A 22,773-nucleotide genomic window follows, 5' to 3' on the forward strand; every position below is an offset into this window, starting at 1 on the left:
TAGGAAGAATGGCTGGCCTTGGAGGAGAAACCTTACTTCGACCAACCACAACAAAACAGGAGGGTTTGCCATGCCTAACGCCGATGCCATCCGTTGGTTCAAGAGTCAGTTTCAAAGCAAGATAGAAGCTGCCGTGCAAGACACTCCGTTCACGCTAGACATGCTGACTGCTATCGCCTGCCAGGAGACCGGCTATATCTGGAACATCCTCCGCAAACAGCTCGAGCCCCCCGAGGTGCTGGCGTTGTGCGTGGGGGACACCCTGGACGCCGACAAGGGACGACGAGCTTTTCCCAGGACCAAGGCCGACCTGATCGCAAAGCCGAACGGCCGGGAGATGTTCGACATCGCTCGCAAGGCCTTGCTGGATCTGGCAAAGTATATCCCCGCCTTCCAGGGCGCCGCGTCCAACCCTAACAAGTTCTGCCACGGCTTCGGCATATTCCAGTACGACCTCCAGTTCTTCCTGGTGGACCCCGATTACTTTCTACAAAAGCGCTACGCCGACTTCGGTGTCTGCCTGGCCAAGGCCATCGAGGAACTGAAATCAAAGTTAAAAAAGCTCGGCTGGCAGGGAAAGGCAACCCTGACGGACTATGAGATGACGGCCGTTGCCATCGCGTACAATACCGGCCGCTTCACACCCTCGAAGGGGCTGAAGCAGGGGTACTTCGACGGACACAAGTATTACGGCGAATCGGTGTTCGACTTCATTCGCCTCTCCAAAACAGTAACGGTGGATACCGTTTCCCCGGCTCCCTTCGCGGCCCCGGAGCCGGGCACCGCCCCCGTGCCGCCTCCCACGCCGGTAACGGCCACCGGGAAGCTCTATGTGGTGGACGTGCTCGAGACGCTACTGAATGTGCGTCGAGAACCGGTCATCCCTCCGAGCAACACCACGGCCAATGTGGTCGCGAAGCTCCCCGACGGCCACCTCATCCGCACAGTCACCAACAAGAAGGAAAACGGCTTCCTGGAGGTGGAGACAAGCCTGAATGGCGCTCTCATCCATGGCTACGTCTTCGCCGAGTACCTTAAACCGGCACCGGGCGCAGCTGAAGTGCCGGTCGCGGCTCCTGCGCCGATCTCGCCTGACACCGGCGTCACGGCCGTCTACATGCCCCGCAAGCCGGGCAGCGTAACGAAGCGCACGGCGCCTGCCAGCGCCCACTCGCTCAACGAAAGCGGCCAACCCGGCCGCAAAGGCGACACAGCCGAGATGCGCCGTGCCGAACTGGCCACCATCATCGACTGGCTGGCCGTGGACAACCCCACCCACAAACGATACCAACCTCAAAGAGGTCTCACGTTCTGCAACATCTACGCGCACGACTACTGCTTCCTTGCCGGGTGCTACCTGCCTCGCGTCTGGTGGACGTCTGCGGCAGTCGAGGCGCTGGCTCAAGGAAAGGCCGTCGAACCGCTCTATGGAAAGACCATCGATGAACAACGTGCCAACGATCTTTTCCGCTGGCTGCGGGACTTCGGCCTGCGGTTCGGCTGGCGGCAGACAGGGACGCTCAGCAAACTGCAGCTGGAGGTGAACCAGGGTGCCGTAGGCCTCATAGTCGCTCGCCGCAAGAACGATGGTCTCTCCGGTCACATCGTCGCGGTTGTGCCCGAGACCGAAAGCCACAGCGCCCGCCGTAGCGCCGATGGGGAGGTGATTGCCCCCCTGCAGAGCCAGGCCGGAACGACGAATTTCCGATACGGCACCGGCAAACGCGACTGGTGGAAGGACGTTACATTCGCCGAGTTCGCCTTCTGGCTTCATGCATAACTTGACATTGCCGGATTTTATCTGAACCGCAGAGACCCAGAGAACACAGAGAAAGACTTTCTAATGAAATCTTTGTGCTTCTCCGTGCCTCCATGGTTATATGAAAAAAAGGCTCATAGCTGATGGCTGATAGCTGATGGCTGATGGCTGATGGCTGATGGCTGATGGCTGATGGCTGATGGCTGATGGCTGATGGTTCATGATAACATCGCTTTTCAAGAGAGTTTCCCACTTTCCCTATTGCCTTGCATCTCTTTGCCTATTTTTCGTTGTGCCCCCACCGGATCATGGGGGTTAATGTGACAATGCCGCAATAAGGAACCTGGTGTCTGCCATGGCAGACACCAAGCCTCCCCCAAGCCCCCTCTTGCCCCTCGGCAACAGCTCCGGGGTTTCCGAAACTTCATCTTTGTGCTTGATCCACCCGGACTTCCTTTTGTAAGAATTGCCAGGTGGGTTTTCCCTGCCCTGCATTCTCACGTATTCAGGCGGCATTTATCCTCAACAACAGCCTTCATGGGCTTTTTCCCGCTAACTTTCAGGAGATGATGGCAAAAACATGAAATCCTCAAAGAAAAGAATCAAAGAACTCAAGAAAAATGGTTTGCTCTTCGTTCTGTTGACCCTCATCACTTTTTTCGCATTTCCCGTATCGATTTCAGCGGCTCTGGCCGAAAGCAGAGTTACAGAAGAACTGCGTGGCAGGATTGGAAAAATTGAAGGAACCGCCACAATGGAGCTCGACTGCCAGGCCATTCACGCCGGCACTGATTTGATACAATTTTATAAAGAGAGGGCTTACGCTCCCATCTGGGTCGATGCCGACAGGCTGAACGATTTGGGAAGAGCTCTGCCCGCCTATCTGCAGGCAGCAAACGAACACGGCCTCGACCCCGAGGACTACCATTTCTCCTGTATGCAGGCCATGGTGAAGAATTTTCAGACCATCACACAAAACCATCACCCTATCCCCGCAAGAGATCTCGCAGACCTCGATATCCTCATGACCGACGCGTTCTTGATCTACGCCTCCCATCTTTCCTCCGGTAAGGTCGATCCCAATCGTCTCTATCCCCAGTGGCTCTCCGAAAAAAACAAGGCCGACGTCATCGGAGGCTTGAAAGACCTCGTAAAACACAGAGACCTGAAAGCGACCCTTCGCCGCTTTGCCCCGCCCCATCAGGAATACTGGGATCTCATGGAAGCGGGCAAGAAACTGCAAAAAACTGTTTCCGCCGGCGGATGGCCCATGTTCCCACCAGGCAAACCCCTTCGACCGGGCGATCATGATGCTCGAATCCCCTTTCTGCGGGAACGCCTGAGGGCCGGCGGGCATCTTCTGGCAGAAGACCCTCGCGATCCTGATACCTTTGACCCCAGCCTCGTTGTTGCCGTCAAGAAGTTTCAGGCGCTCAACGGCCTGGAAGCGGACGCAATCGTAGGGCCGGGTACTATTGCAGCACTCAATGTACCGGCTGAAAAGCGTCTCCAGCAGATTTATCTGAACATGGAAAGATGGCGCTGGCTTCCGAGGCAGTGGAAAGAACGGGATGTGATCGTCAATACGGCATCTTTTTCCTTGCAGGCGTGGCAGGATCAACGGAAGGTCCTGTCCATGAAGGTGATCGTGGGGAAGAATTATCAGAAAACACCCGTTTTCAGCGAACAGATGACCTATCTCGAAATCAACCCTTACTGGAATGTTCCGCGCAGCATCGCCACGAAAGAATTTTTGCCCGAAATCAAGCGGAACCCGGGCTATCTAGCAAGCAATCATTATGAACTGCTGGCGGGATGGAGCAACCCGCCCCAGGCTGTAAACCCCTGGGCTGTCGACTGGAGCAGCGTGTCGGCTCAAAGCTTCCCGTATCGCATTCGCCAGTCTCCCGGTCCCTGGAACGCCCTGGGAAATATCAAATTCATGTTTCCCAACTCTTTTCAAGTCTACCTGCACGATACGCCCAACCGCTATCTTTTCAAAAGGCATCACCGCGCCCTGAGCCATGGGTGCATACGGGTGGAGAAACCCCTGGATCTGGCACTGCTGGTGCTGCAAGACGACCCTGCGTGGACACGGGACCGCATCGAAAACATCATCGCATCGAAAAAAAGACGTATCGTCTCCCTTCCTCGCCCATGGATGGTTCACATTCAATACTGGACGGCCTGGGTTGACGAAGACGGGCAGATCCATTTCGGGCAGGATATTTACGACCGGGACCAGGTTTTGTGGCAGGCTTTGAACGAAACGAAAAGCAGGAAAGCTTAGAGCCTATCCAAAAACCTACCTCGGCAGCGACACCCCCCTTTAATTCCCCCCTCAAGGGGGGTGTCGCAAAGTCCACAGGTGGTTTCTGGATAGGTTCTTATACTGGATCACCATAAATACGCAGCTACTTCTTTGTCGCGGCAGGATGCCGCTCCTACGAAAACGTATGGGTAAACGGCTGCGTAATTACGAAGACCAGTACTTAGCGACAGGGGAAGGTTCCCGGACCGCCCCATCCGAAAAAACGGATCGGGAAAGTCCGGGAAGGATTTCACTTCATGAAACCCCATCCATCAATCGATGGGATCGTTTTCAACCAGGTCCCAGATCCCGCAGGGACATGCCCCGGCGCAGAAACCACAGCCGATGCACCGTTCAGGATCCACCACCATTTCAAAGCCGTCACGGCTCCCTGGAACTTCTTTTCTTGAAATGGCCGTCTGAGGACAAATGGATTCACAAATCCCGCAGTCTCTACAGGCGCCGCACGATGAACACTGGAATGCACAGCTCTCTACACCCTCAAAACCCAGCAAACGGGGGTCGAAATACTCGAGTTTGACCCGCGAATACGGAATCATCTGACGCGCGTCACCCTTGGGGCGTTTGCCCTCCAAGATCTCTGAAATGAATTGCGCCGTCTTTCGGCCCGCTCCTATGGCATCGGTAATGAGCCCCTGTTTCACTGCATCGCCGATGGCAAATATTTGCGGGTCGGTGGTCTGGTTGATGTCGTTGACCTTGATGAACCCGCGCTCCACGCGAACGTTTTCAGGAAGGAAGCTCAAGTCCGGCACATCCCCGATAGAAATGATGACCGTATCCGCGGGAATCACCTCACCCGAAGTGAGCTCCAGTCCCTCTTCCGTGACGGCTTTGCTGAAGCAGGGGTAGCGGAACTTTGCGCCGATCGCCTCGGCGGCCATGCGTTCCTTGCCGAAAGAAAGAGGCGGTTGAATGTCCACGAGAGTGATGTCTTGAGCTCCAAGGCGGTGTGCCTCGGTGGCCACATCGCAGCCCACGTTCCCCGCACCGATGATCACCACCTTCCTGCCCACCTGAGCCTCGCCGGACTTGGCCCGGCGCAGGAAATCGAGAGCCGGAATCAGCCGTTCCTTGCCGGGCATGGGGATGACACGGGGCTTCTGGGCCCCCACGGCAATCACGATAAAGTCGTAGTCGACCTTGAGGGCGTCGATGTCCTGTTGAGTCAAACGCTGCTGCAGGTGAACATGAGGCAGCACTTTCCGCATGCGTTCGAGTTCTGCATTGAGCACATCTTCGGGAATTCGCGAACCGGGGATGGCCGCGGAAATTTTACCGCCCAGCTTTTCGCTCATATCGTAGACAACGGCCTCATGTCCCTTCAGCCGCAGTTGCCAGGCCACGGAAATACCCGCGGGCCCACCACCGATGACGGCCATCCGTTTTCCCGAAAGAGGCGGCAGCTCCGGCAGTCTGGCTTTTACGCTGGCCTTGCCCAGTTGAGTGATGTCCACGGAAGGCATTTTCACCGTCTGACGCGTACAGGATTGCATGCACAGGTTGGGGCAAAGATACCCGCACACGGTGGCCGGAAAGGGGGTATAACTGAGGGCCAGGTCGACGGCCTCGTCTGTACGGCCTTCGCGCACGAGACGCCATCTTTCATGAACGGGAATGCCCGTGGGACAACTGGCTTCACAGGGTGCCGCATACTTGCGGTTTTCCCAAACCGGCACCCAGCGGCGCAGATTTCCGCTGGTAATGACAGGAATCGGGCTCCGGTCAAGATCTGTCAAGTCTCCGATCAATCCCCCCTTGCCCAACTCCTTGTCCCAGACTTCCGCACGGAAGGCACTCATGGAACTTCTCGGCCGGGCAAATTTTTCCTGCGGAGTCCTGGCTGCCAGCAGTTGCCATTCATCACGCCGGGAAAGTTGAGGCAGCAGGTCACTCTGTCTGATCGCTTCCAGATAGATTTCAAGATTCTTTACCAGCCAATCCCAATCTTCATCTGGAAGAGGGATCAGCTTGGCATCGGCCTGGCTGTACCCCTTGCAGGGTCCTCTGAAGTAAATTTTCCCGCCGACCATTCCCACGCAGGGACGGTAACCGATGACATTGTCGGGCATCTGAGGGTTGTGGCCGCAGATGACGGCGATGCCACCGGCCATGAATTCGGCAAAGTAATCCCCCACCGAGCCCAGCACCCAGAGTTCGGGAGGATCGAAGCGGGGATTGCGCTTGGTCATGGTCATACCACGGGCACCGATGTTACCCGCCACATAGACCTTTCCCTGGGCCATGCCATTGCATGTTCCATTGCCGGCATTGCCGTGGACGATGATATCGGCTCCCGCATTCAACCATCCCACGTCGTCCGATCCAGGCCCTTCCAACTCGATAAGCGTATTGGGAAACCCCAGCGACCCGACACGCTGTCCGGAAGAACCTTTGACTTTTACATAAACTTTCTCTTCGCCGGCCTTCCACAGCCGCCCGCCGATGCCGTGTTGCCCGTAGGCCTCCACTTCCAGATTTCGGTATCCCTCTGCCACCGCCTTCTGAATGCGCTCCTCCAATATGCGCGATTCAATGCGATGGCCGTTTTCCATACCGGAAATCCGACAAACCTGTTGATAGTCCATAACAAATTCTCCGTATCAGCTGGACAGCCCATGATCGAACGGTTCATATCCCGAGAAATTCCGTCGAAAACCGTCCTTCACGCGCTGCTTGCTACACCACATAATTGATCTGAAGACGATCGGCTGCCGCCTTATCGTTGATCGCCAAAGCATCAGACATTCCAATGGGAAGTGAAGTGGAGCGGCCAAGAGGCGCCATGATCTTCTTCAATTCCATGTCAAAGCTGAGGAATACATCCACCACTCGTTCCGCCACTTTCTCCGGATCCAGGCGACGATAGAGGCGAGGGTCCTGAGACGTAATGCCCTTGGGGCAGAGGCCGATATTGCAGATGTTGCAGCGATCGGCTTCCGAACCCACGCAACCGGCGGCCGCCTGCATGATGTATTTGCCCGTCTGCACGACACTGGCTCCCAGCATGATGAGAGCCGCGGCATTGGCTGCCAGTTTCCCGTTCTTGCCGATGCCTCCACCTGCAATGAGTGGGATTTCGTTCTGTTTGCCCAGCCCGACTAGGTTCAGGTAGCAGTCGCGAATATTGCTGGCAATAGGATGCCCCATGTGATCCATGGAAACGGTGTAGGCGGCGCCTGTTCCACCATCTTCACCATCGATGCCCAGGGCAGCCGCATAGGGATTGCGCGTCAGGTTGTTCAAGACGGCAAGAGACGTCGAACTGGCTGAAATTTTAGGATACACGGGCACTCTGAATCCCCAGGCCATGTACATGGACTGGATCATTTTTGCCACGGATTCCTCAATGGAATACTGAGTCTGATGCGTCGGAGGACTCGGCAGACTCACTCCCGTGGGAACACCGCGGATGGCTGCGATCAGCTTGTTGACCTTGTACCACATGAGCAACCCGCCGTCGCCGGGCTTGGCTCCCTGGCCGTATTTGATTTCGATGGCGCAGGGATCTTCTTTCATTTCGGGGAGCGCATGAATGATTTCGTCCCAACCGAAGTAGCCACTTGCGATCTGCAAAACGACATATTTGAGGAAACGGGACCGCAGAAGCCTCGGCGGGCATCCGCCTTCACCGGTGGCCATACGCACGGGCATACCCATTTCCTCGTTGAGGTAGGCGACCCCCATCTGGAGTCCTTCCCACATGTTGGGGGAAAGGGCCCCAAAGGACATGCTTCCGATCATGAGGGGATAGATTTCCCGTACGGGAGGAATCCAACCCTGTTCGTTGTAGAGCTTGAGGTTCTCTTCGGGAGGCAGGATCCTGCCCAGAAGAGTCCGCAGCTCGAATTCGTGACGGCCCGCATCCAGAGCGGGGTCGGTCAGCATGGAAATTCGAGTGAATTTGATGCGGTCGAGGACTCCACCCTGTATGGCATCGGGAACATTCCTGCGGCCTCCGCGGCTCCGGGGCTGCCCTCCCCTGTTGAGGTGGAATCTGAACTTGTCCATTTCATCGGAACGCACCGGCATGATGCAGTCGTTGGGGCAAACCAGGGAACAGGTGGCACATCCCACACATGCGTAAGCCGGATCCGTCTTTTGGCGAATGCCGTAGTACACCTCGTAAACGTTGGATGGGGCCTTCTTGTTGAGCCCAAGCTCCGCGAGAGCGGGTACCTGAATGGATCTTTTCCTGTGAACCCCCAGCTCGATGGCGTGTACAGGACAGACGGCCGTGCAGCGCCCGCACAAGGTACACTTGTCCTTTTGCCAGTGAATCTGCCACGGCAGGTCTTTGACGCTCAGTGTGGAAGGGGTAATGAGTCCATTTGATTGCATATTTTAACCTCCTGACGGTCAGGCCGTACGATTGCAGTATCCAGATGCATGGGCTGGAAGTCTTTACTTTTGTCACGATCGGGGATAGAGGCATCCAGACCGCAAATTTCCGAAGAGAAGGCGTAGAGCCCGGGTCTGCCCCCCACAACGCCGGGGCGCAATTTCTTGCGGTCCTGGACCATAAACACCGACTTGTCCGGAAGGACACCGATCACACAGTTCGGCCCGTCGATGATCAGACGCCGACAGGAGTGCTTCAATTCCTTCAACAGTCCGCCATTGGGATGCTGCTCCAAATCCTTGTCCTGCAGGGGGGTAATGATATGCTTGTAGGCTTCGATGCCGAGTCCCAGGCGATTCATGGTGTAGTGGAGAATGTGCGTGAAAACCTCCGAATCCGATTGATAGCCCATGTACCCGGGAAAGCCCCGCGATGAGAGAAACTCCCTGATGGGAATGAACGCTGTGTTCTCACCATTGGTCATGGTGGAAATGCCCTGGATAAAGAAGGGATGGCAGGCATAGAGATTGATGGCGTAGTTGGTATTCTGCCTTCCCTGGGCCATGATGACGCGCGCCTGGAGCTCCTCGCGATCCAGCTGGAGGTATTCGGCAACCGTCATGGGATCTCCCAGTTCCTTGATCATGATCACATCCGGCCAGAAGCTGTAAACGATCATGTCCTGATTCTCATCGCCCATCTGGCGGAGCTGGATTCGGATCATCATCAAACGGTAGTCAATTTCTTCCTGGCTCAGACCCTCCCAGCTTTCCGGGTATTCATAAGCCCGAATCAGATACCTGTCACGCTTGGGGACCCCCGGTGGGGGTGAAGTTTTGGGAACCTTAATGGACATTTTGTACTTGGTCATGAATCCAATGTTGATCATGAACTGATCCAGACGTTTCATGCCCTCATTGGTGAAAATGCCCGAGAGAATGGGCGCCCCTTTGAGTTCCTCGAAAGGACCACCCAAATCACTTAAAAACAGGCCTACACCTGAACCATCATGTCCCTCACGCATCACATCAAGAGCTCGAATCGCCATGATGGGAGACTGAGGCTCTTCACTCGTCACTGCGAATAAACGACACATCGCACTCACTTCTCCTTTGCTAACTCAAATAAGCTCATTCCAATCAAATGAGCTGAACGAACCGCACTGTGAACCGGACACAAGGTTTCCCCGGTAGATCTTTCTCTTGGGTTCCCGCCGAGCAATGCCCCCACATCAGCGCGACACTAAACGTTGATGGCCTCGCAAAAATCCCAGAAAACCGTTATTTCGTCATGCCGGCAAAAGCCGAAATCCGGTGCTTTTAGCAAATTACAAAAATCCTGGACCCCGGTTTCCACCGAAATGACGACTTCTTACGAATCCATAAACGTTGAATCTTTAACATTTTCCAATAATAATGGAAGGATCATTTTCCGTGCATCTCGATTCGAAACGCTGCCGGCAACTTTTTCCCTCCCGCATGGGATTTCGTTTTTAGTCAGAATTATATTTCATAGCAGGAATCTAGTAAACTACCAAATTCATTGAGTTGTTTGCAATGAAAAATTTAGAGCCTCTCAGTCCATTTGAAACGGACCAACCGCATTTTTTGAATGGATCCAGCGGCATTTCCCTGAAAACCAAAAGGAAGAAGTTCAACCCTACGAAAAAACTGGAAAACCGTAGCCATTTCATACTTCGGGTGCCTCAAATCAGACAGCCATCAAACATAACTCAATTTTCAAACCCTTTCCAGATATCCTGCAAGTTTTCCCCTTCGCAGGTCTCACACAGGATTAAACCATTGCAAATTCTTACAGGGTTTGTTATCGCCTTCTGGGGCTTTTTTATGTTCGCGGCAATCCAATTCCGGCATCAATTGCTCCGGTTCTGGGGGGGTCCCTCATTATGGGGGGGACAAATTGAATGATTCCAGAATAATAGACACATACGCAGGGAGGCATGGAAATTTGGTTCCAAAAGCAGTTTTTGTAAACAATGAAAATCGAGCCGTAATTTTGTGTTCCCGATGTGGTAAGGAAAAAATCACCGATGCTTCAAAATTCTTGGGACAGTCCAAACCCATTAGAGTGAAATGCAACTGCGGGTTCAGCTTTCTCATTACCTTTCAAAGACGAAGACACTATCGGAAATCGGTCTTTCTTTCCGGTATTTATTCGAAACTCGAATATCCCATGGATTCGGGAAGAATGGAGATCGAAGACATTTCCCGCACGGGCCTGAGGTTCAGAACTCAGGATACCCATCATCTGCGGGAAGGGGATATCGTTAGACTCGAATTCGCTCTGGACGACGCTCATAACACACCATTGGTTTTAACCGTCGAATTGAAGCACGTCTCCGCTTCCCGGGTGGGTGGAGAATTTTGCGATCCAAATGTCCCAAAAGCTCTGGCGTTTTATCTCCTTCCCTAACTGCTCTTTCACGGGTTTATCAGCGAATGGATCAAATCATGACATCCTTAAAAGCCATCGACATCGACAAACGCATCATTTTCGCCCTGGACGTTGAATCCTCCGACGAAGCCAAAAAATGGGTCATAAAGTTGGAGGAGCGTGTGAAATTCTTTAAGGTCGGTCTGCAGCTTTTTCTGGCAGGCGGGTTCGATATCATCGAATGGATTGTGAAACGCGGCCTGGAAGTGATGGTGGATCTCAAGTTTTTCGATGTTCCCCAGACAGTTGCCTCAGCCGTCGCTCAACTCAGGGGACGGGGCATTTCCCTGGCAACGGTTCACGGAAACGACGCCATCCTTGAAGCGGCCGCGAAAGCCAAGCACGATGTTAAAATATTGGCCGTTACGGTTCTCACCAGCCTGGATCAGGGGGATATTCACGACCTGGGTTTTCAATGCTCACCGGAAGAACTCGTTCTTTCCCGCGCCCGGAGGGCTCTGCAACATGGCTGCGACGGAATCGTCTCCTCCGGCCTGGAAGCCCCCAAGCTCAGAAAAGAGTTGGGTGAGAAGTTTTTGGTCGTTGTACCTGGAGTGAGACCGGTACTGAACCGGACGGACGACCAGAAGAGAACAGTGGATGTGAAAGAGGCCTTCCTGAACGGGGCCGATTATGTCGTTATCGGACGCCCTATCCGGCAGGCTCCGGACCCCCTCCGGCTCATAGCTGGAATGCAGGCTCAAATCCAGGAAGCTCTTGAAGAACGATCACAGATCATTTCATGATAGCTACATAAAAAATGCGGGGTATTCTTTACCCCGCATCATAACACGCTGCAAATTTTATTTTTTCTCGGGAGAACGTCACATCTTTCGGATACTGAAATCAGGCGGCCTTCCGGATCTGTGTCGTTTCCTCGTAACACACGGGATTTTCCAGCTTTTCAAGTGGAAAATTATAAAAAACCCGCCGTCCTTCTTCATCGACGACCCGTAAATCATTCGACTGCTTCAAGTCGCCCATCACCACAGAAAAATGTTTTCCGTATTTTTCCTTGACCATGTCCAGCGGAATTTCATAAGCAATATATCTGGTGATCCCTTTTGCACTCAACTGCATTGTCACTTTGGGAGCGGTCAACGACTCACAGGCGGTCAGAACGAGTATCGGGCCCGATCCAGTAAAAATCATTCCCGCTTTCATCGTTTTCCACCTTTCTTCTGCGTTGTGCTATTGAAAACCTCCACGCTTCACACCCCTCCACGGAATATGAAGCTCCACTTTTTACTTAATTAATTTAAGTACTCGCATAATATTCGTCAATTGCTATCCAATAAAGACAATAAAGGATTCCTCTCAGAACAAATGAACACTTCAAATTCAAATCAGAAGCATCTTGTCATCACTTACGGCATCGCCTTTGAGCTTGGCAAATTCGTTCAACAGGTCCTGCACCGTCAGCCGTTTTTTTTCCTCACCCGCCACATCCAAAATGATTCCCCCCTCGTGCATCATGATGAGTCGGTTTCCCAATTCCAGCGCATGCCTCATGTTGTGAGTCACCATGATGGAAGTAAGTCCCATCTCCAGGATCAACTCCCGGGTCAGTTTCAATACCTGCTCGGCCGTGGGAGGGTCCAGCGCCGCCGTATGTTCATCGAGGAGTAGCAAACGCGGTTTCTGTAGAGTGGCCATGAGGAGGGTGAGAGACTGGCGCTGTCCCCCCGAAAGCAACCCCACTTTGTCCTTCAAACGATATTCCAACCCCAGTCCCAGAAGGCGGATTCTTTCCTGAAAGGCTTTGTGGTCCTGACGGGTCACCCCCCAGCGCAGTCCCGGCTTTTTCCCCCGCCGGCCGGCCAGGGCAAAGTTTTCTTCAACGGTCATGGAAGCGCATGTACCCGTCAGGGGATTTTGAAAAACCCTGCCGATGTAGGCTGCCCGGCGATGCTCGGGCCATTGGGTCACGCGTTCTCCGGAAATGAATATATCGCCTCCACTGGGAAGGAAAGTCCCGGCAATGAGGTTCAAGAGGGTGGACTTTCCCGCTCCGTTGCTCCCGATCACCGTTACGAAGTCTCCCTTCTGGACCAGGCAGTTCACGGAACGGATTGCCACCACTTCATTGATGCTTCCCTCGTTGAAGACTTTCCTGAGATTTCTTATTTCGAGCAAAATTCAACTCCTGGCCACCACCCATGCGATAGGCATTCAAGCGTGTATCCGTCGCACACGTTTCTTGAGCATGGGAAACATGAGGCAGATCACCACCAGAATGGCCGTGATCAAGTTGAGATCACTGGGCGTCAGCCTCAGGAAACCTACCTGATACGAAAGAGCCACCACAATGGCGAAGCGGTAAACGAGAGACCCTACAATGGCGCTCAGTGTCTGTCGCAGAACACTCTGTTTCCCCACCAGACTTTCCCCAAGAATGACCGAGGCCAAGCCCGCTACAATAGTGCCGATCCCCATTCCCACATCGGCAAACCCCTGACTTTGGGCCACCATTCCGCCGGCCAAAGCCACCAGGGCATTGGAAAGGCTCACACCGATGAGGATCATGTTGTCGGTGTTCACCCCTTGTGAGCGGATCATCTGAGGATTGTCCCCTGTTCCACGCAGAGCGAGCCCCAGGTGAGTGTGCAGGAAAATGTCCAGGACCACTTTGCAGCCTAACGCCACAACCAGAAAGATCAGTGGCGCCACAAGATACCGCGGAATTCCCGGAAAAGCGAGCGCATCAAAAATGGTCGTCTGATGGAGAAGCGCCAGATTCGGCCGCCCCATGATGCGAATATTGATGGAATAAAGGGCGGTCATAGTGATGATGCTGGCCAGAAGGCTCATGATGCGAAGCTTCGTGGCCAGAAGAGCCGTAACGCACCCGGCAAGCGCTCCTGCCACCATGGCCAGCCCAAGGCTGGTAAAGGGGTCCCACCCCTGGAGCATGAAGCTTCCCGTTACAGCCGCTCCCAGGGGAAGGGTCCCGTCCACCGTGAGGTCTGGAAAGTCCAGCACACGGAAGGTGAGATAAACTCCCAACACCATGACGGCATAAACCAGACCTTGTTCGATGGAGCCTACAAAAGTGTAAAGAGACATATCCTACAGCAACCTCATTGTGCTAAAGGACCTGGTCCGCACGTTTCAAAACGGATTCGGGCAGGGTCACTCCCATTTTTTCGGCCGCCTGTTTATTCACGACCAGCTTCAGATCCTTGAGGGTCTCGACAGGCATGGTACCGGGATTTTCGCCTTTCAGAATCCGTACGGCCATCTCCCCGCTCTGCCGCCCAAGGCGGTAGTAATCGATGGCAACCGCCGCAACGGCTCCGCGGGGTACGGAATCGATATCTGCGGCAAAAAGAGGAATCCGGTTGTCGGTGCATACCTTCACAACAGCATCAAATGCCGAAACCACCGTATTGTCGGTCGGGATATGAACGGCGTCCACTCTGCCCACCAGGCTCTTGGCCGCCAGGAACACGCCGCTGGAATTGCTCACGGGAGCCTCCACGACTTCCATATTCCTTTTGGCGACTTCTTCCTTGATCTGTTTGAGGGAGGTCAGAGAATTGTCTTCACCGGAATTATAGATCACACCCAGCCGTTTCACTTTGGGGGCGATCTCGATAATGAGATCCATCTGCCGGTCCACAGGGCTCCGGTCCGTAGTTCCCGTAACATTGGCGCCGGGCTCTTCGAGACTCTTCACGAGCCCTGCCCCCACGGGGTCCGTAACGGATGAAATCACAATGGGAATGGTTTTAGTAGCGTTGACACACGCTTGAGAAGTGGGGGTCGCGATGGTATAAATGAGATCTACATTGTTTCCCACAAAGGATTTGGCGATGCTGTTAGCCGTAGCCATATTCCCCTGGGCAATCTGAATATCGTAAGTTACATTCTGCCCTTCGACGTATCCGTTGTCCTTCAGAGCATCGATGAAGCCCTTCCTTGCGGCATCCAGCGCCGGGTGTTCCACAATCTGTGAAATCCCGATGGTGATTTTCTTCTCATCCGCAGAAGCAATCCCTGCCATGCCCAAAACCAAAACTAAGGTCAGAAAGCTCTTCCAGAAACGCATCATGGCAATCTCCCCCATTGAAAGGTAAACAAAAGCCTATCCGGAAACCTCCTATGGACTTTGTCCCCCTCAGTCACCCCTCGAGAAGAGAATTGAAGGGGGATGTCCGCTGCCGAAGATCGGTTTTTCAGATAGGCTCTAAGAACCCATCCAAACCCTCTTCACCCCAATGGACTGAAACGAGCCGAGGGAAATTTTTGGATGAGCGCCGCAGCAGCAAATCCAAGACAATAAAACCGGGTGGCACATTACAACTAAACGTTCTCCCACCCTTGCGAAAAACTGATCATAAACTCTTCCGTAAGGCAAGACATTTTCCCCATAACTGAACCGACCAAACAAAGCAAGAGATTAACCGCGGGCGGGCACATTTTGCACGCCGTAGGAAGGGGAGGCTGAATCGGCCTTCAGGGAACCGCCCATGTGCAAGAACCTTGGATCGGGAGGTTTCCAACAAGGGAAGAGTCTTCAGTTGACAAATTCCGAATTTCCCAGTAACGGATTGGAATTAATGCGACATTGTCACATTAAGTATGTTATGAATATTTTATATTGATTTTCTCATGCAATGCAGCATGGGGTACATGCTGCATTGTTCCTATGCGACAACGGCGAGGGAATGGCTGTGGCCCGTTTCTCACTTTCTGACGGATTGGAGCCCTCAGCATGAATACCGAACAATTGTTAGTGTTTGGCATTCTCGCGGCAACGCTGGTCCTGTTCGTCTGGAACCGCTGGCGCTACGACCTTGTGGCGTTGGGGGCCCTGCTGGCTGTCGCCGGCCTGACCCCGACCGATCAGGTCTTCGCGGGCTTCGGACACCCCGCTGTCGTGACGGTAGCGGCCGTATTGGTGCTCAGCCGCGGATTGCTCAATGCCGGTGTTGTGGATACTATCGCGCAATCCCTCGGACGGGTGGGAAACCAGCCCATGATCCAGGTGGCGACACTCACAGGGGTTGTAGCGCTGTGCTCCGGATTCATGAACAACGTGGGCGCCTTGGCGTTGCTCATGCCCGTTGCCATCTGGATGTCGCGCCAAAGCAGTCGCCCTCCTTCCCTATTGCTCATGCCCTTAGCCTTCGGCTCATTGCTCGGCGGTACGATCACTTTGATCGGAACGCCACCAAACATCATCATTGCCGCATATCGAGCACAAACGGGAGCGCCCCCCTTCGGAATGTTCGAATTCTTCCCCGTGGGGATAGGGATCACTTTGGTTGGAGTGCTCTTTATCTCCCTGGTGGGCTGGCGACTCACGCCAAAGCGGGAAAAACAGGGAACACCGGAGGAACTTTTTCAAATCGGTGACTATATCAGCGAAGTCCGCGTTACCGAGCATTCGAAGGTCCTCGGTCAAACCCTCCATGATTTGCTTTCCCTGATGGAAAGTGAATCGGACGTAACCATTGTCGGACTTTTCCGCGGTAAACAGCGGCACATGGCGCCTTCCATGTATGCAGTTCTTCAGGCGGGCGATATTCTTATGGTCGAAACCGATCCCGAAAGCCTGAAGGGCATGATTGACGCCGCAGGTCTTGAACTGGCCGAAAGCGGCGACATTGGTAAGGGAGATCTCGGGGCCGACGATGTCAGCATCATTGAAGCCATCGTCGCCCCTGAATCCCTGCTCCTTGGACGTACGGCAGCCAACCTCGATATGCGCGCACGTTATGGCGTGAATGTGCTCGCGGTGGCGCGTCAAGGGCAGCGGGTGCGGGAGCGGCTGAGCAAGATCCGTTTCAATATCGCGGATATCCTACTGCTGCAGGGCCGCACGGATTCGTTGCAGGCAGCCCTGTCTGCCTGGGGATGCCTGCCGCTTGCGGAGCGGGGATTGCGCATCGGTAAACCACGAAAGGTTTTCCTGGCAGCCGCTATCTTTGTCGCGGCCCTGGCGTTGGTCGCGTTCAATTTGCTGCCTGCCCAGGTCGCCCTGGTCGGAGCGGCGGTTGTCATGGTGCTCAGCGGACTTCTTACTCTCAAGGAAGCCTATAAGAGCATCGATTGGCCCATCATCGTGCTGCTGGCAGCCATGATCCCCGTAGGGCAAGCGCTTGAAAGCACCGGCGGAGCCCAACTCATTGCCGATCAGTTGCTGCGGGTCGCTCGCTCTTCCTCTCCGGCGGAGACTCTTGCAATTCTCATGGTCGGAACGATGCTGCTCTCGAACGTGGTCAACAATGCCGCCGCCGCGATCTTGATGGCCCCCATCGCAATTGGTGTGGCGCACGGCATGGGCTCCTCCCCTGACCCACTCCTGATGGCGGTGGCAATCGGTTCTTCCTGCGCGTTCTTGACCCCGATCGGCCATCAATCGAACGCGCTGGTAATGGCTCCCGGCGGATACAGGTTCGGCGACTACTGGCGTTTGGGACTCCCTCTGTCCGTGCTGGTCGTAGGAGTGGCCGTCCCTCTGATCATGTGGTTCTGGCCCCTCTAATGCCTCCGGGCGGAAAATGTTCTCATCCTACTGGAACCTGCAGGTCAAAACATCCCGGATATGACCGCAGTCATCCAGTCTTCTATGGATGTCCGCCGTTCAACCCGGTGACCGGACGGAAGCATCGCCTCGAACTCCTTCCATTGGGCAGCCAGAAAACCGCTCATGATGACCCTTGGATACCTGCGCCATTCCGATCCCCTCAGCACTTCGCGCAGGCAGGGCCATTCGATATTCATGAGAAGGAGGTCGGAAGGTTCCCGCAGCACTTCCAGTTCCCGTGCCACGAGCAGTTTCACTCTCTCTTCCACATGATTCGCACGGACGTTTTGCAGGGCAACAGCCACTGCGAGAGGGATGCAGTCCAGTCCCACAACACGGGTGGCTCCCAGCAGCGCACCGGCGATGGCAAGGATTCCCGTTCCCGTGCCAAGGTCCACAACCGTTTTCACCGGAACCGCCTTGAAAAGCTCAGCCATCGTCAAGAGACAACCCCTGGTGGTGGGATGAAGGCCCGACCCAAATACCAGGCCGGGATTCATGCGGATGAGATAGCCCCCCTCGGGATGAATCGGTTCTTCTTCATCTTTTCCCGTATGAATGAGAAATGGTCCTACCCGCTGGTCAGAGAGTGACACATGCTGCCACTGCTCGTAATCCAGGCTGTAGGCCCCGTTCAGTATCCATCCGGACTGGTCCTGAATCCAATGTTTCACTGCACTTTCCGATTCGCGATCAAAAAAGAGGTAGTAAAAAGGCGGTTCAGGCCAGAGCCCCAGAAATCCCGGCAAGGCGGGTTCCGTTCCAGGAGAACGAGGTCCCCGGCATTCATAGACAAATAGGTGTTGAGGGAGGTTGTTTGAATTTTCCATAGAGTATCCCGTAAGTACAGCGATTCCATCACTCGACATGATTCCAGCGGAGCTTTGCTTCTGCATATAATTTTAAGATATTGTATGAATTTTATCTTCCGGACCCGGGCTTCCCAAGTACACACGGGACCTTTGACTTTTTGATCCAGATGGTCCATTTTGTTGGCTGCAGAGAGAAGGACTCATGACATCCTCACACGGAATTCAGGGGAGAGAAAAAGATGCAGATTATACAAACACCCGTCGGCAACATGGAAGTGTTTTGTTATCTGGTTTACGATGAGACAACCATGGAAGGCATCCTCATCGACCCTGCGGGAGATACAGACCGTTTGCTCAAGATTCTGCAGGAAAAGGGAGTGAAACTCAAGTACATCGTGAACACTCACGGACACGCCGACCACACCTGCGGCAATGACCGGTTGCGAGAGGCAACGGGCGCCAAGGTGGTCATGCATGCCCTGGACGACGTCTTTTTCCAGCGCCCGGAAAGTAAAGCCTTTACCAGGATGATGGGCTTTGAAAACTCTTCCCCTGCGGACATTCAGGTTCAGGACGGCGACGAACTTTCCTTCGGAAACCTCACCATGAGATTTCTTCACACTCCCGGCCATACTCCCGGAGCCTGCTGCATTCTCATCGACGGCAATCTCTTTACGGGCGATACTCTCTTTGTGGGTGCCGTGGGCCGGACCGACCTCCCTGGAGCATCCTTCGATGAGCTGCTCCGCTCCCTCGAAACCAAAATCATCACCCTGCCTCCCGAAACCATCGTATGGCCGGGCCACGACTACGGTGATCGCCCGCACTCTACCGTCGGCCATGAAATGAAAACCAACCCTTACATTACGGACTTCATAACGGAAAATGACTAGCGGACAAAGGCTTTTTTCCACAATCACATTTTCGTCGCCTCTGGGCTGGATTCTCACGGCAGCCGGTCCCGAAGGCATCTGCCTCCTTCACTTCTGCGGCCCGGTCCAGCCATCGGAGTCTCAAGAGCAGGAAATCATGGGCAGAGAATACCCGGGATGTAAAATCAAACCGGACGCTCCGCCCCCTTTGCTCTCGGAAACAAAAAAAGCCGTCCTGGAGTATCTCACTCACGGCACTCCCCTTCCCCCTCTGCCTCTCGACGTGAGCAAAGGCACGCCCTTTCGCCGGAAAGTTTGGAAAGCCCTCTGCGATATCCCTCATGGGGAGACCCGCTCTTACCTGGATATCTCCAAGGCCATCGGGCAACCTCGAGCCTCTCGCGCCGTGGGACAGGCTTGCGGCAGCAACCCCGTCGCCATCCTCATTCCCTGCCACCGCGTACTGGCCGTGGGGGGAAAACTTGGGGGATATACCGGGGGATTGGACATCAAGGAGGCATTATTGAAGTTGGAGCGGGGTGCCGGGTTGGGAAGATCGGGAAACAGGTGACCGGATCATTTGAGCACAGTTTTTTGATTTTCGCTGAATCTCTGTGGGTAATGCAAAATGGTCTGCAATATGGTCTGAAATAACGGAGGACAATGTTGAAAGAAAAAAATCTGAAGCTGAAGGAGCAGATCACAGCGCCAACCGGAAAACTGGGGGTACTGATCCCCGGCATCGGTGGAGCCGTGAGCACAACATTCATCGCTGGAGTCGAACTCGTACGCAAAGGGCTCGCTTCGCCCATCGGCTCCCTGACTCAACTGGGAACCATTCGGCTCGGGAAACGTTTTGAACGCAGATCTCCCAGGATCAAGGATTTCGTTCCCTTGGCATCCCTCGACGATCTGGTTTTCGGGGGCTGGGACCTCTATGAGGCCAATGGTTACGAGGCCGCTATGTTCGCCCGCGTTCTCAAACGCGAACACATCGAACCGATCAAGGACTTCCTGCGCGGCATTACCCCCATGAAAGCCGTTTTCGACCGTCGTTTCGTTAAAAATCTCGATGGAAAATACATCAAGGAGGAAAACAACCTCCGCGCCCAGGTGGAAGCTTTGAAGGAAGACATTCGTCGGTTCAAGGATCAAAACGGGTGCGAACGCTGCATCATGATCTGGTGTGGAAGCACGGAAGTCTACCTTCAATGCGAAGAAATCCACCAATCCGTCGAGGCACTCCAGAAAGCCATCGATGCCAACGATTCCCGGATTCCCCCCAGTATGCTCTATGCCGTCGCAGCCATGGAAAGCGGCATTCCCTTCATCAATGGCGCACCCAACCTCACGGTGGATGTTCCGGCCATGGTGGAAATGGCTTCACAAAACAATCTTCCCATCGCGGGCAAGGATTTCAAAACCGGCCAGACCCTCATGAAGACCATCCTGGCTCCCGGCCTCAAATCCCGCATGCTGGGCCTCGAGGGGTGGTATTCCACCAACATTCTCGGCAACCGCGACGGACTGGTCCTGGACGACAAGGATTCCTTCAAGACCAAAGAGGAAAGCAAGCTTTCCGTCCTCGAATACATTTTGCAGCCCCAGCTCTATCCATCCCTCTACAAGAACTACTATCACAAGGTCACCATCAACTATTATCCGCCTCGCGGGGACAACAAGGAAGGTTGGGACTGCATCGACATCTTCGGATGGCTGGGGTACCCCATGCAGATCAAAGTCGACTTCCAGTGCCGTGACAGCATCCTGGCCGCTCCGCTGGTCCTGGACCTGGTGCTCTTTATGGACCTGGCCCAGCGGGTGGGCTTGAGCGGCATTCAGGAATGGCTCTCTTTCTACTTCAAGAGCCCCATGCACAAAGAGAACCTCTATCCCGAGCACGATCTTTTCATTCAGAGCATGAAGCTCAAGAACACCTTGCGCTATCTCATGGGTGAAGACCAGATCACCCACTTCGGGCTCGATTATTATATGAAAGACGACGAGAACGAGGAGAAATAGGGGGATTTTCAGGCAGCCTCTAACTTTTTACATTGTCGGATTTCATCTCAACCACGGAGACACGGAGGGCACGGAGATTTCATTTGAAGGTCTTTCTCCGTGCTCTCCGTGTCTCCGTGGTTAATGTGACACTGCCGCGCTAAAAGACTCACTTTTTGAAAATACGGATGACCCATATGACAGAACACAGTCACACGTTTGTGGAAAATTATGAAGGACTGGTGGCTTTCGGACTTTCGCGTGAAGTGGACGAAAAGTCACTCATGTACTACCTGCAAAAATTCTCCGACGATGATCTCCTCAAGGTCATAATGCCCCGGATGAGCGATGCAGAAATCGAACATGTCTTCGTGATGATCAGCAACCTCATGAGAAAGCATCTGGACGACAATGAATATCACAAACTCTTCCTCAAGGAGGAGGGACATTCGCACCACCATTCTCACGAAGAGTGAGACCGCACCCAATCCGTGATGCCGTCCAATACCCGTCGATTCTGCTCGGGCAGCCGGACGGCCAATCGAATGAAGTGTTCGTTCAGCCCTTCGAAGGAACTGCAGTCACGAATGAGAATTCCACGGGAATGGAGCAGCTCCTCCTGCAAAACAGCGGCTGGAGGAAGCTTCCTTCCCAGTTCCACAAGCAGATAATTGGCCCGTCCCGGGTAGACCTTCAAGCCATCCAGTTTTTCCAGCTGCCGCGCAAATTCCGTCCTTTCATGTTCCACCAGCTTCAGAGTCTCCCGCCGGTAGGCGTCCTGGCCGAGGCAGAAGGCACCGGCTATCTGAGCCAGCGTATTGACGGACCATGGGGGCAGGAAATGGCGCATGCGGGCCGCAATATCATCGGAAGTCAGCAGGTATCCCAGACGCAACCCCGGAATGCCGTAGAACTTCGTCATGGATCGAATGAGGACCAGCTTGCATGATTCCGTGAGAGTCCGCTTCAGCGATTCCTCTTCACAAAAATCCACGAAGACTTCATCCACGATACAGACAATGCCGCCCGGCCGGCTTTTTTCGCGAATCCACTCCCGTACGGCCGGCGAGAGCAGTGTGCCTGAAGGGCTTCCCGGATGTGTGAAGAGGATGGCCTCGGGGGAAACCTTGTCGCACAGGGTATCCAGTTGTTCCACCGTGGGCTGGAAATGGGTATCGGGCACAGTCACCACCCGCTGCATTTCCACACCCTGCAGTTCAAACGCCTTGCGGTATTCCCCAAAGGTCGGGAGCACCACCCCGCCCTTTCGCATCTCCAGGGCCCTCGGCAGCCAGTAGATAAGCTCCGTTGAACCGTTACCGACGACAATCCGGTTTTCTGGAAGGCCATGAAAGCGCGACAGGGCTTCGATGAGGGAACGATTGGCGATGTCGGGATAGTGCTGCAGGCGGTGGAAGCAGGTGGTGAACTCTTCCATGAGACCGGGAGGCGGCCCAAGGGGATTGATGCTTGCGCTGTAGTCCAACAGGGAGTCGGGGGAGCACCCCAAACGCGCTGCGATTTCATAGACATTGCCGCCGTGAACAATAGCCATGCGGAACTTCTCCTTCCCAATGAGGCTAGGGCGTGTACGCAAACTCGCCTTACTCCTATGATGACCGTCACCCCGGCGAAAGCCGGGGTCCAGAAAGCCTGATAGAATCTG

18 protein-coding genes are annotated in these 22,773 nt (G+C 54.3%); 9 read left to right on the forward strand and 9 right to left on the reverse strand.

What is annotated here, in order from left to right; all coding sequences use genetic code 11:
* Window positions 1–70: 70 nt before the first annotated feature.
* On the forward strand, window positions 71–1,780 hold the full coding sequence (locus QMG16_RS07270) for an SH3 domain-containing protein (protein WP_281793310.1): 1,710 nt from the start codon (window positions 71–73) through the stop codon (window positions 1,778–1,780).
* Between the two features lie 559 nt (window positions 1,781–2,339).
* The gene (locus QMG16_RS07275; protein WP_281793311.1) at window positions 2,340–4,049 is read left to right on the forward strand and encodes a L,D-transpeptidase family protein; all 1,710 of its coding nucleotides are present in this window, start codon (window positions 2,340–2,342) and stop codon (window positions 4,047–4,049) included.
* A 293-nt stretch (window positions 4,050–4,342) separates the two neighbouring features.
* Here QMG16_RS07275 and QMG16_RS07280 read toward each other — a convergent pair whose 3' ends face one another.
* The 3 genes from QMG16_RS07280 to QMG16_RS07290 form a co-directional block, all read right to left on the reverse strand.
* On the reverse strand, window positions 4,343–6,679 hold the full coding sequence (locus QMG16_RS07280) for an FAD-dependent oxidoreductase (protein WP_281793312.1): 2,337 nt from the start codon (window positions 6,677–6,679) through the stop codon (window positions 4,343–4,345).
* 91 nt (window positions 6,680–6,770) lie between these two features.
* Window positions 6,771–8,432, reverse strand: a complete 1,662-nt coding sequence (locus QMG16_RS07285) for a glutamate synthase-related protein (RefSeq protein ID WP_281793313.1) — start codon at window positions 8,430–8,432, stop codon at window positions 6,771–6,773.
* A complete protein-coding gene (locus QMG16_RS07290; protein ID WP_281793314.1) occupies window positions 8,396–9,529 on the reverse strand; it encodes a class II glutamine amidotransferase in 1,134 nt (377 codons plus the stop codon). Before QMG16_RS07290 ends, QMG16_RS07285 begins: the two co-directional genes overlap by 37 nt.
* Before the next feature lie 992 nt (window positions 9,530–10,521).
* Between QMG16_RS07290 and QMG16_RS07295 the strand changes: the two genes are divergently transcribed.
* Both QMG16_RS07295 and pyrF read left to right on the forward strand, forming a co-directional pair.
* Window positions 10,522–10,866: a PilZ domain-containing protein gene (locus QMG16_RS07295; protein WP_281797060.1), complete on the forward strand. Its 345-nt coding sequence runs from the start codon at window positions 10,522–10,524 to the stop codon at window positions 10,864–10,866.
* A 38-nt stretch (window positions 10,867–10,904) separates the two neighbouring features.
* Entirely contained in the window at window positions 10,905–11,633 is a 729-nt protein-coding gene (pyrF, locus tag QMG16_RS07300; RefSeq protein WP_281793315.1) for an orotidine-5'-phosphate decarboxylase, read from the forward strand.
* Window positions 11,634–11,733: 100 nt separating this feature from the next.
* Here the strand turns inward: pyrF and QMG16_RS07305 are convergent, their stop codons facing one another.
* The 4 genes from QMG16_RS07305 to QMG16_RS07320 form a co-directional block, all read right to left on the reverse strand.
* Window positions 11,734–12,051 carry a hypothetical protein gene (locus QMG16_RS07305; protein ID WP_281793316.1) on the reverse strand — a complete coding sequence of 106 codons (318 nt, stop codon included), beginning with the start codon at window positions 12,049–12,051 and terminating at the stop codon, window positions 11,734–11,736.
* Window positions 12,052–12,228: 177 nt separating this feature from the next.
* Window positions 12,229–13,023 carry an ABC transporter ATP-binding protein gene (locus tag QMG16_RS07310; protein WP_281793317.1) on the reverse strand — a complete coding sequence of 265 codons (795 nt, stop codon included), beginning with the start codon at window positions 13,021–13,023 and terminating at the stop codon, window positions 12,229–12,231.
* Window positions 13,024–13,059: 36 nt separating this feature from the next.
* Complete coding sequence (locus tag QMG16_RS07315) at window positions 13,060–13,953, reverse strand: ABC transporter permease (protein WP_281793318.1); 894 nt, start codon at window positions 13,951–13,953, stop codon at window positions 13,060–13,062.
* 22 nt (window positions 13,954–13,975) lie between these two features.
* Window positions 13,976–14,941, reverse strand: coding sequence for an ABC transporter substrate-binding protein (locus QMG16_RS07320; RefSeq protein ID WP_281793319.1), 966 nt, complete (start codon window positions 14,939–14,941; stop codon window positions 13,976–13,978).
* Window positions 14,942–15,604: 663 nt separating this feature from the next.
* Between QMG16_RS07320 and QMG16_RS07325 the strand changes: the two genes are divergently transcribed.
* Window positions 15,605–17,380, forward strand: coding sequence for an SLC13 family permease (locus QMG16_RS07325; RefSeq protein WP_281793320.1), 1,776 nt, complete (start codon window positions 15,605–15,607; stop codon window positions 17,378–17,380).
* Window positions 17,381–17,424: 44 nt separating this feature from the next.
* Here QMG16_RS07325 and QMG16_RS07330 read toward each other — a convergent pair whose 3' ends face one another.
* On the reverse strand, window positions 17,425–18,252 hold the full coding sequence (locus QMG16_RS07330) for a 50S ribosomal protein L11 methyltransferase (protein WP_281793321.1): 828 nt from the start codon (window positions 18,250–18,252) through the stop codon (window positions 17,425–17,427).
* A 221-nt stretch (window positions 18,253–18,473) separates the two neighbouring features.
* On the opposite strand from QMG16_RS07330, the gene QMG16_RS07335 reads away from it, so the two are divergent.
* The 4 genes from QMG16_RS07335 (at window position 18,474) to QMG16_RS07350 (ending at window position 21,583) form a co-directional block, all read left to right on the forward strand.
* Window positions 18,474–19,127 (forward strand): MBL fold metallo-hydrolase, encoded by a 654-nt coding sequence (locus QMG16_RS07335; RefSeq protein ID WP_281793322.1) that lies wholly within the window; start codon window positions 18,474–18,476, stop codon window positions 19,125–19,127.
* On the forward strand, window positions 19,120–19,677 hold the full coding sequence (locus tag QMG16_RS07340; protein ID WP_281793323.1) for a methylated-DNA--[protein]-cysteine S-methyltransferase: 558 nt from the start codon (window positions 19,120–19,122) through the stop codon (window positions 19,675–19,677). Before QMG16_RS07335 ends, QMG16_RS07340 begins: the two co-directional genes overlap by 8 nt.
* A gap of 92 nt (window positions 19,678–19,769) precedes the next feature.
* Entirely contained in the window at window positions 19,770–21,128 is a 1,359-nt protein-coding gene (locus tag QMG16_RS07345; protein WP_281793324.1) for an inositol-3-phosphate synthase, read from the forward strand.
* 176 nt (window positions 21,129–21,304) lie between these two features.
* On the forward strand, window positions 21,305–21,583 hold the full coding sequence (locus QMG16_RS07350; RefSeq protein WP_281793325.1) for a cytoplasmic protein: 279 nt from the start codon (window positions 21,305–21,307) through the stop codon (window positions 21,581–21,583).
* On the opposite strand, the gene QMG16_RS07355 is transcribed toward QMG16_RS07350, so the two are convergent.
* Window positions 21,571–22,662, reverse strand: a complete 1,092-nt coding sequence (locus QMG16_RS07355) for a pyridoxal phosphate-dependent aminotransferase (protein ID WP_281793326.1) — start codon at window positions 22,660–22,662, stop codon at window positions 21,571–21,573. The two genes, QMG16_RS07350 and QMG16_RS07355, sit on opposite strands and share 13 nt — an antisense overlap.
* Window positions 22,663–22,773 lie beyond the last annotated feature (111 nt).

Origin of the sequence: Desulforhabdus amnigena (assembly GCF_027925305.1) — a bacterium.
Classification (GTDB): domain Bacteria; phylum Desulfobacterota; class Syntrophobacteria; order Syntrophobacterales; family Syntrophobacteraceae; genus Desulforhabdus; species Desulforhabdus amnigena.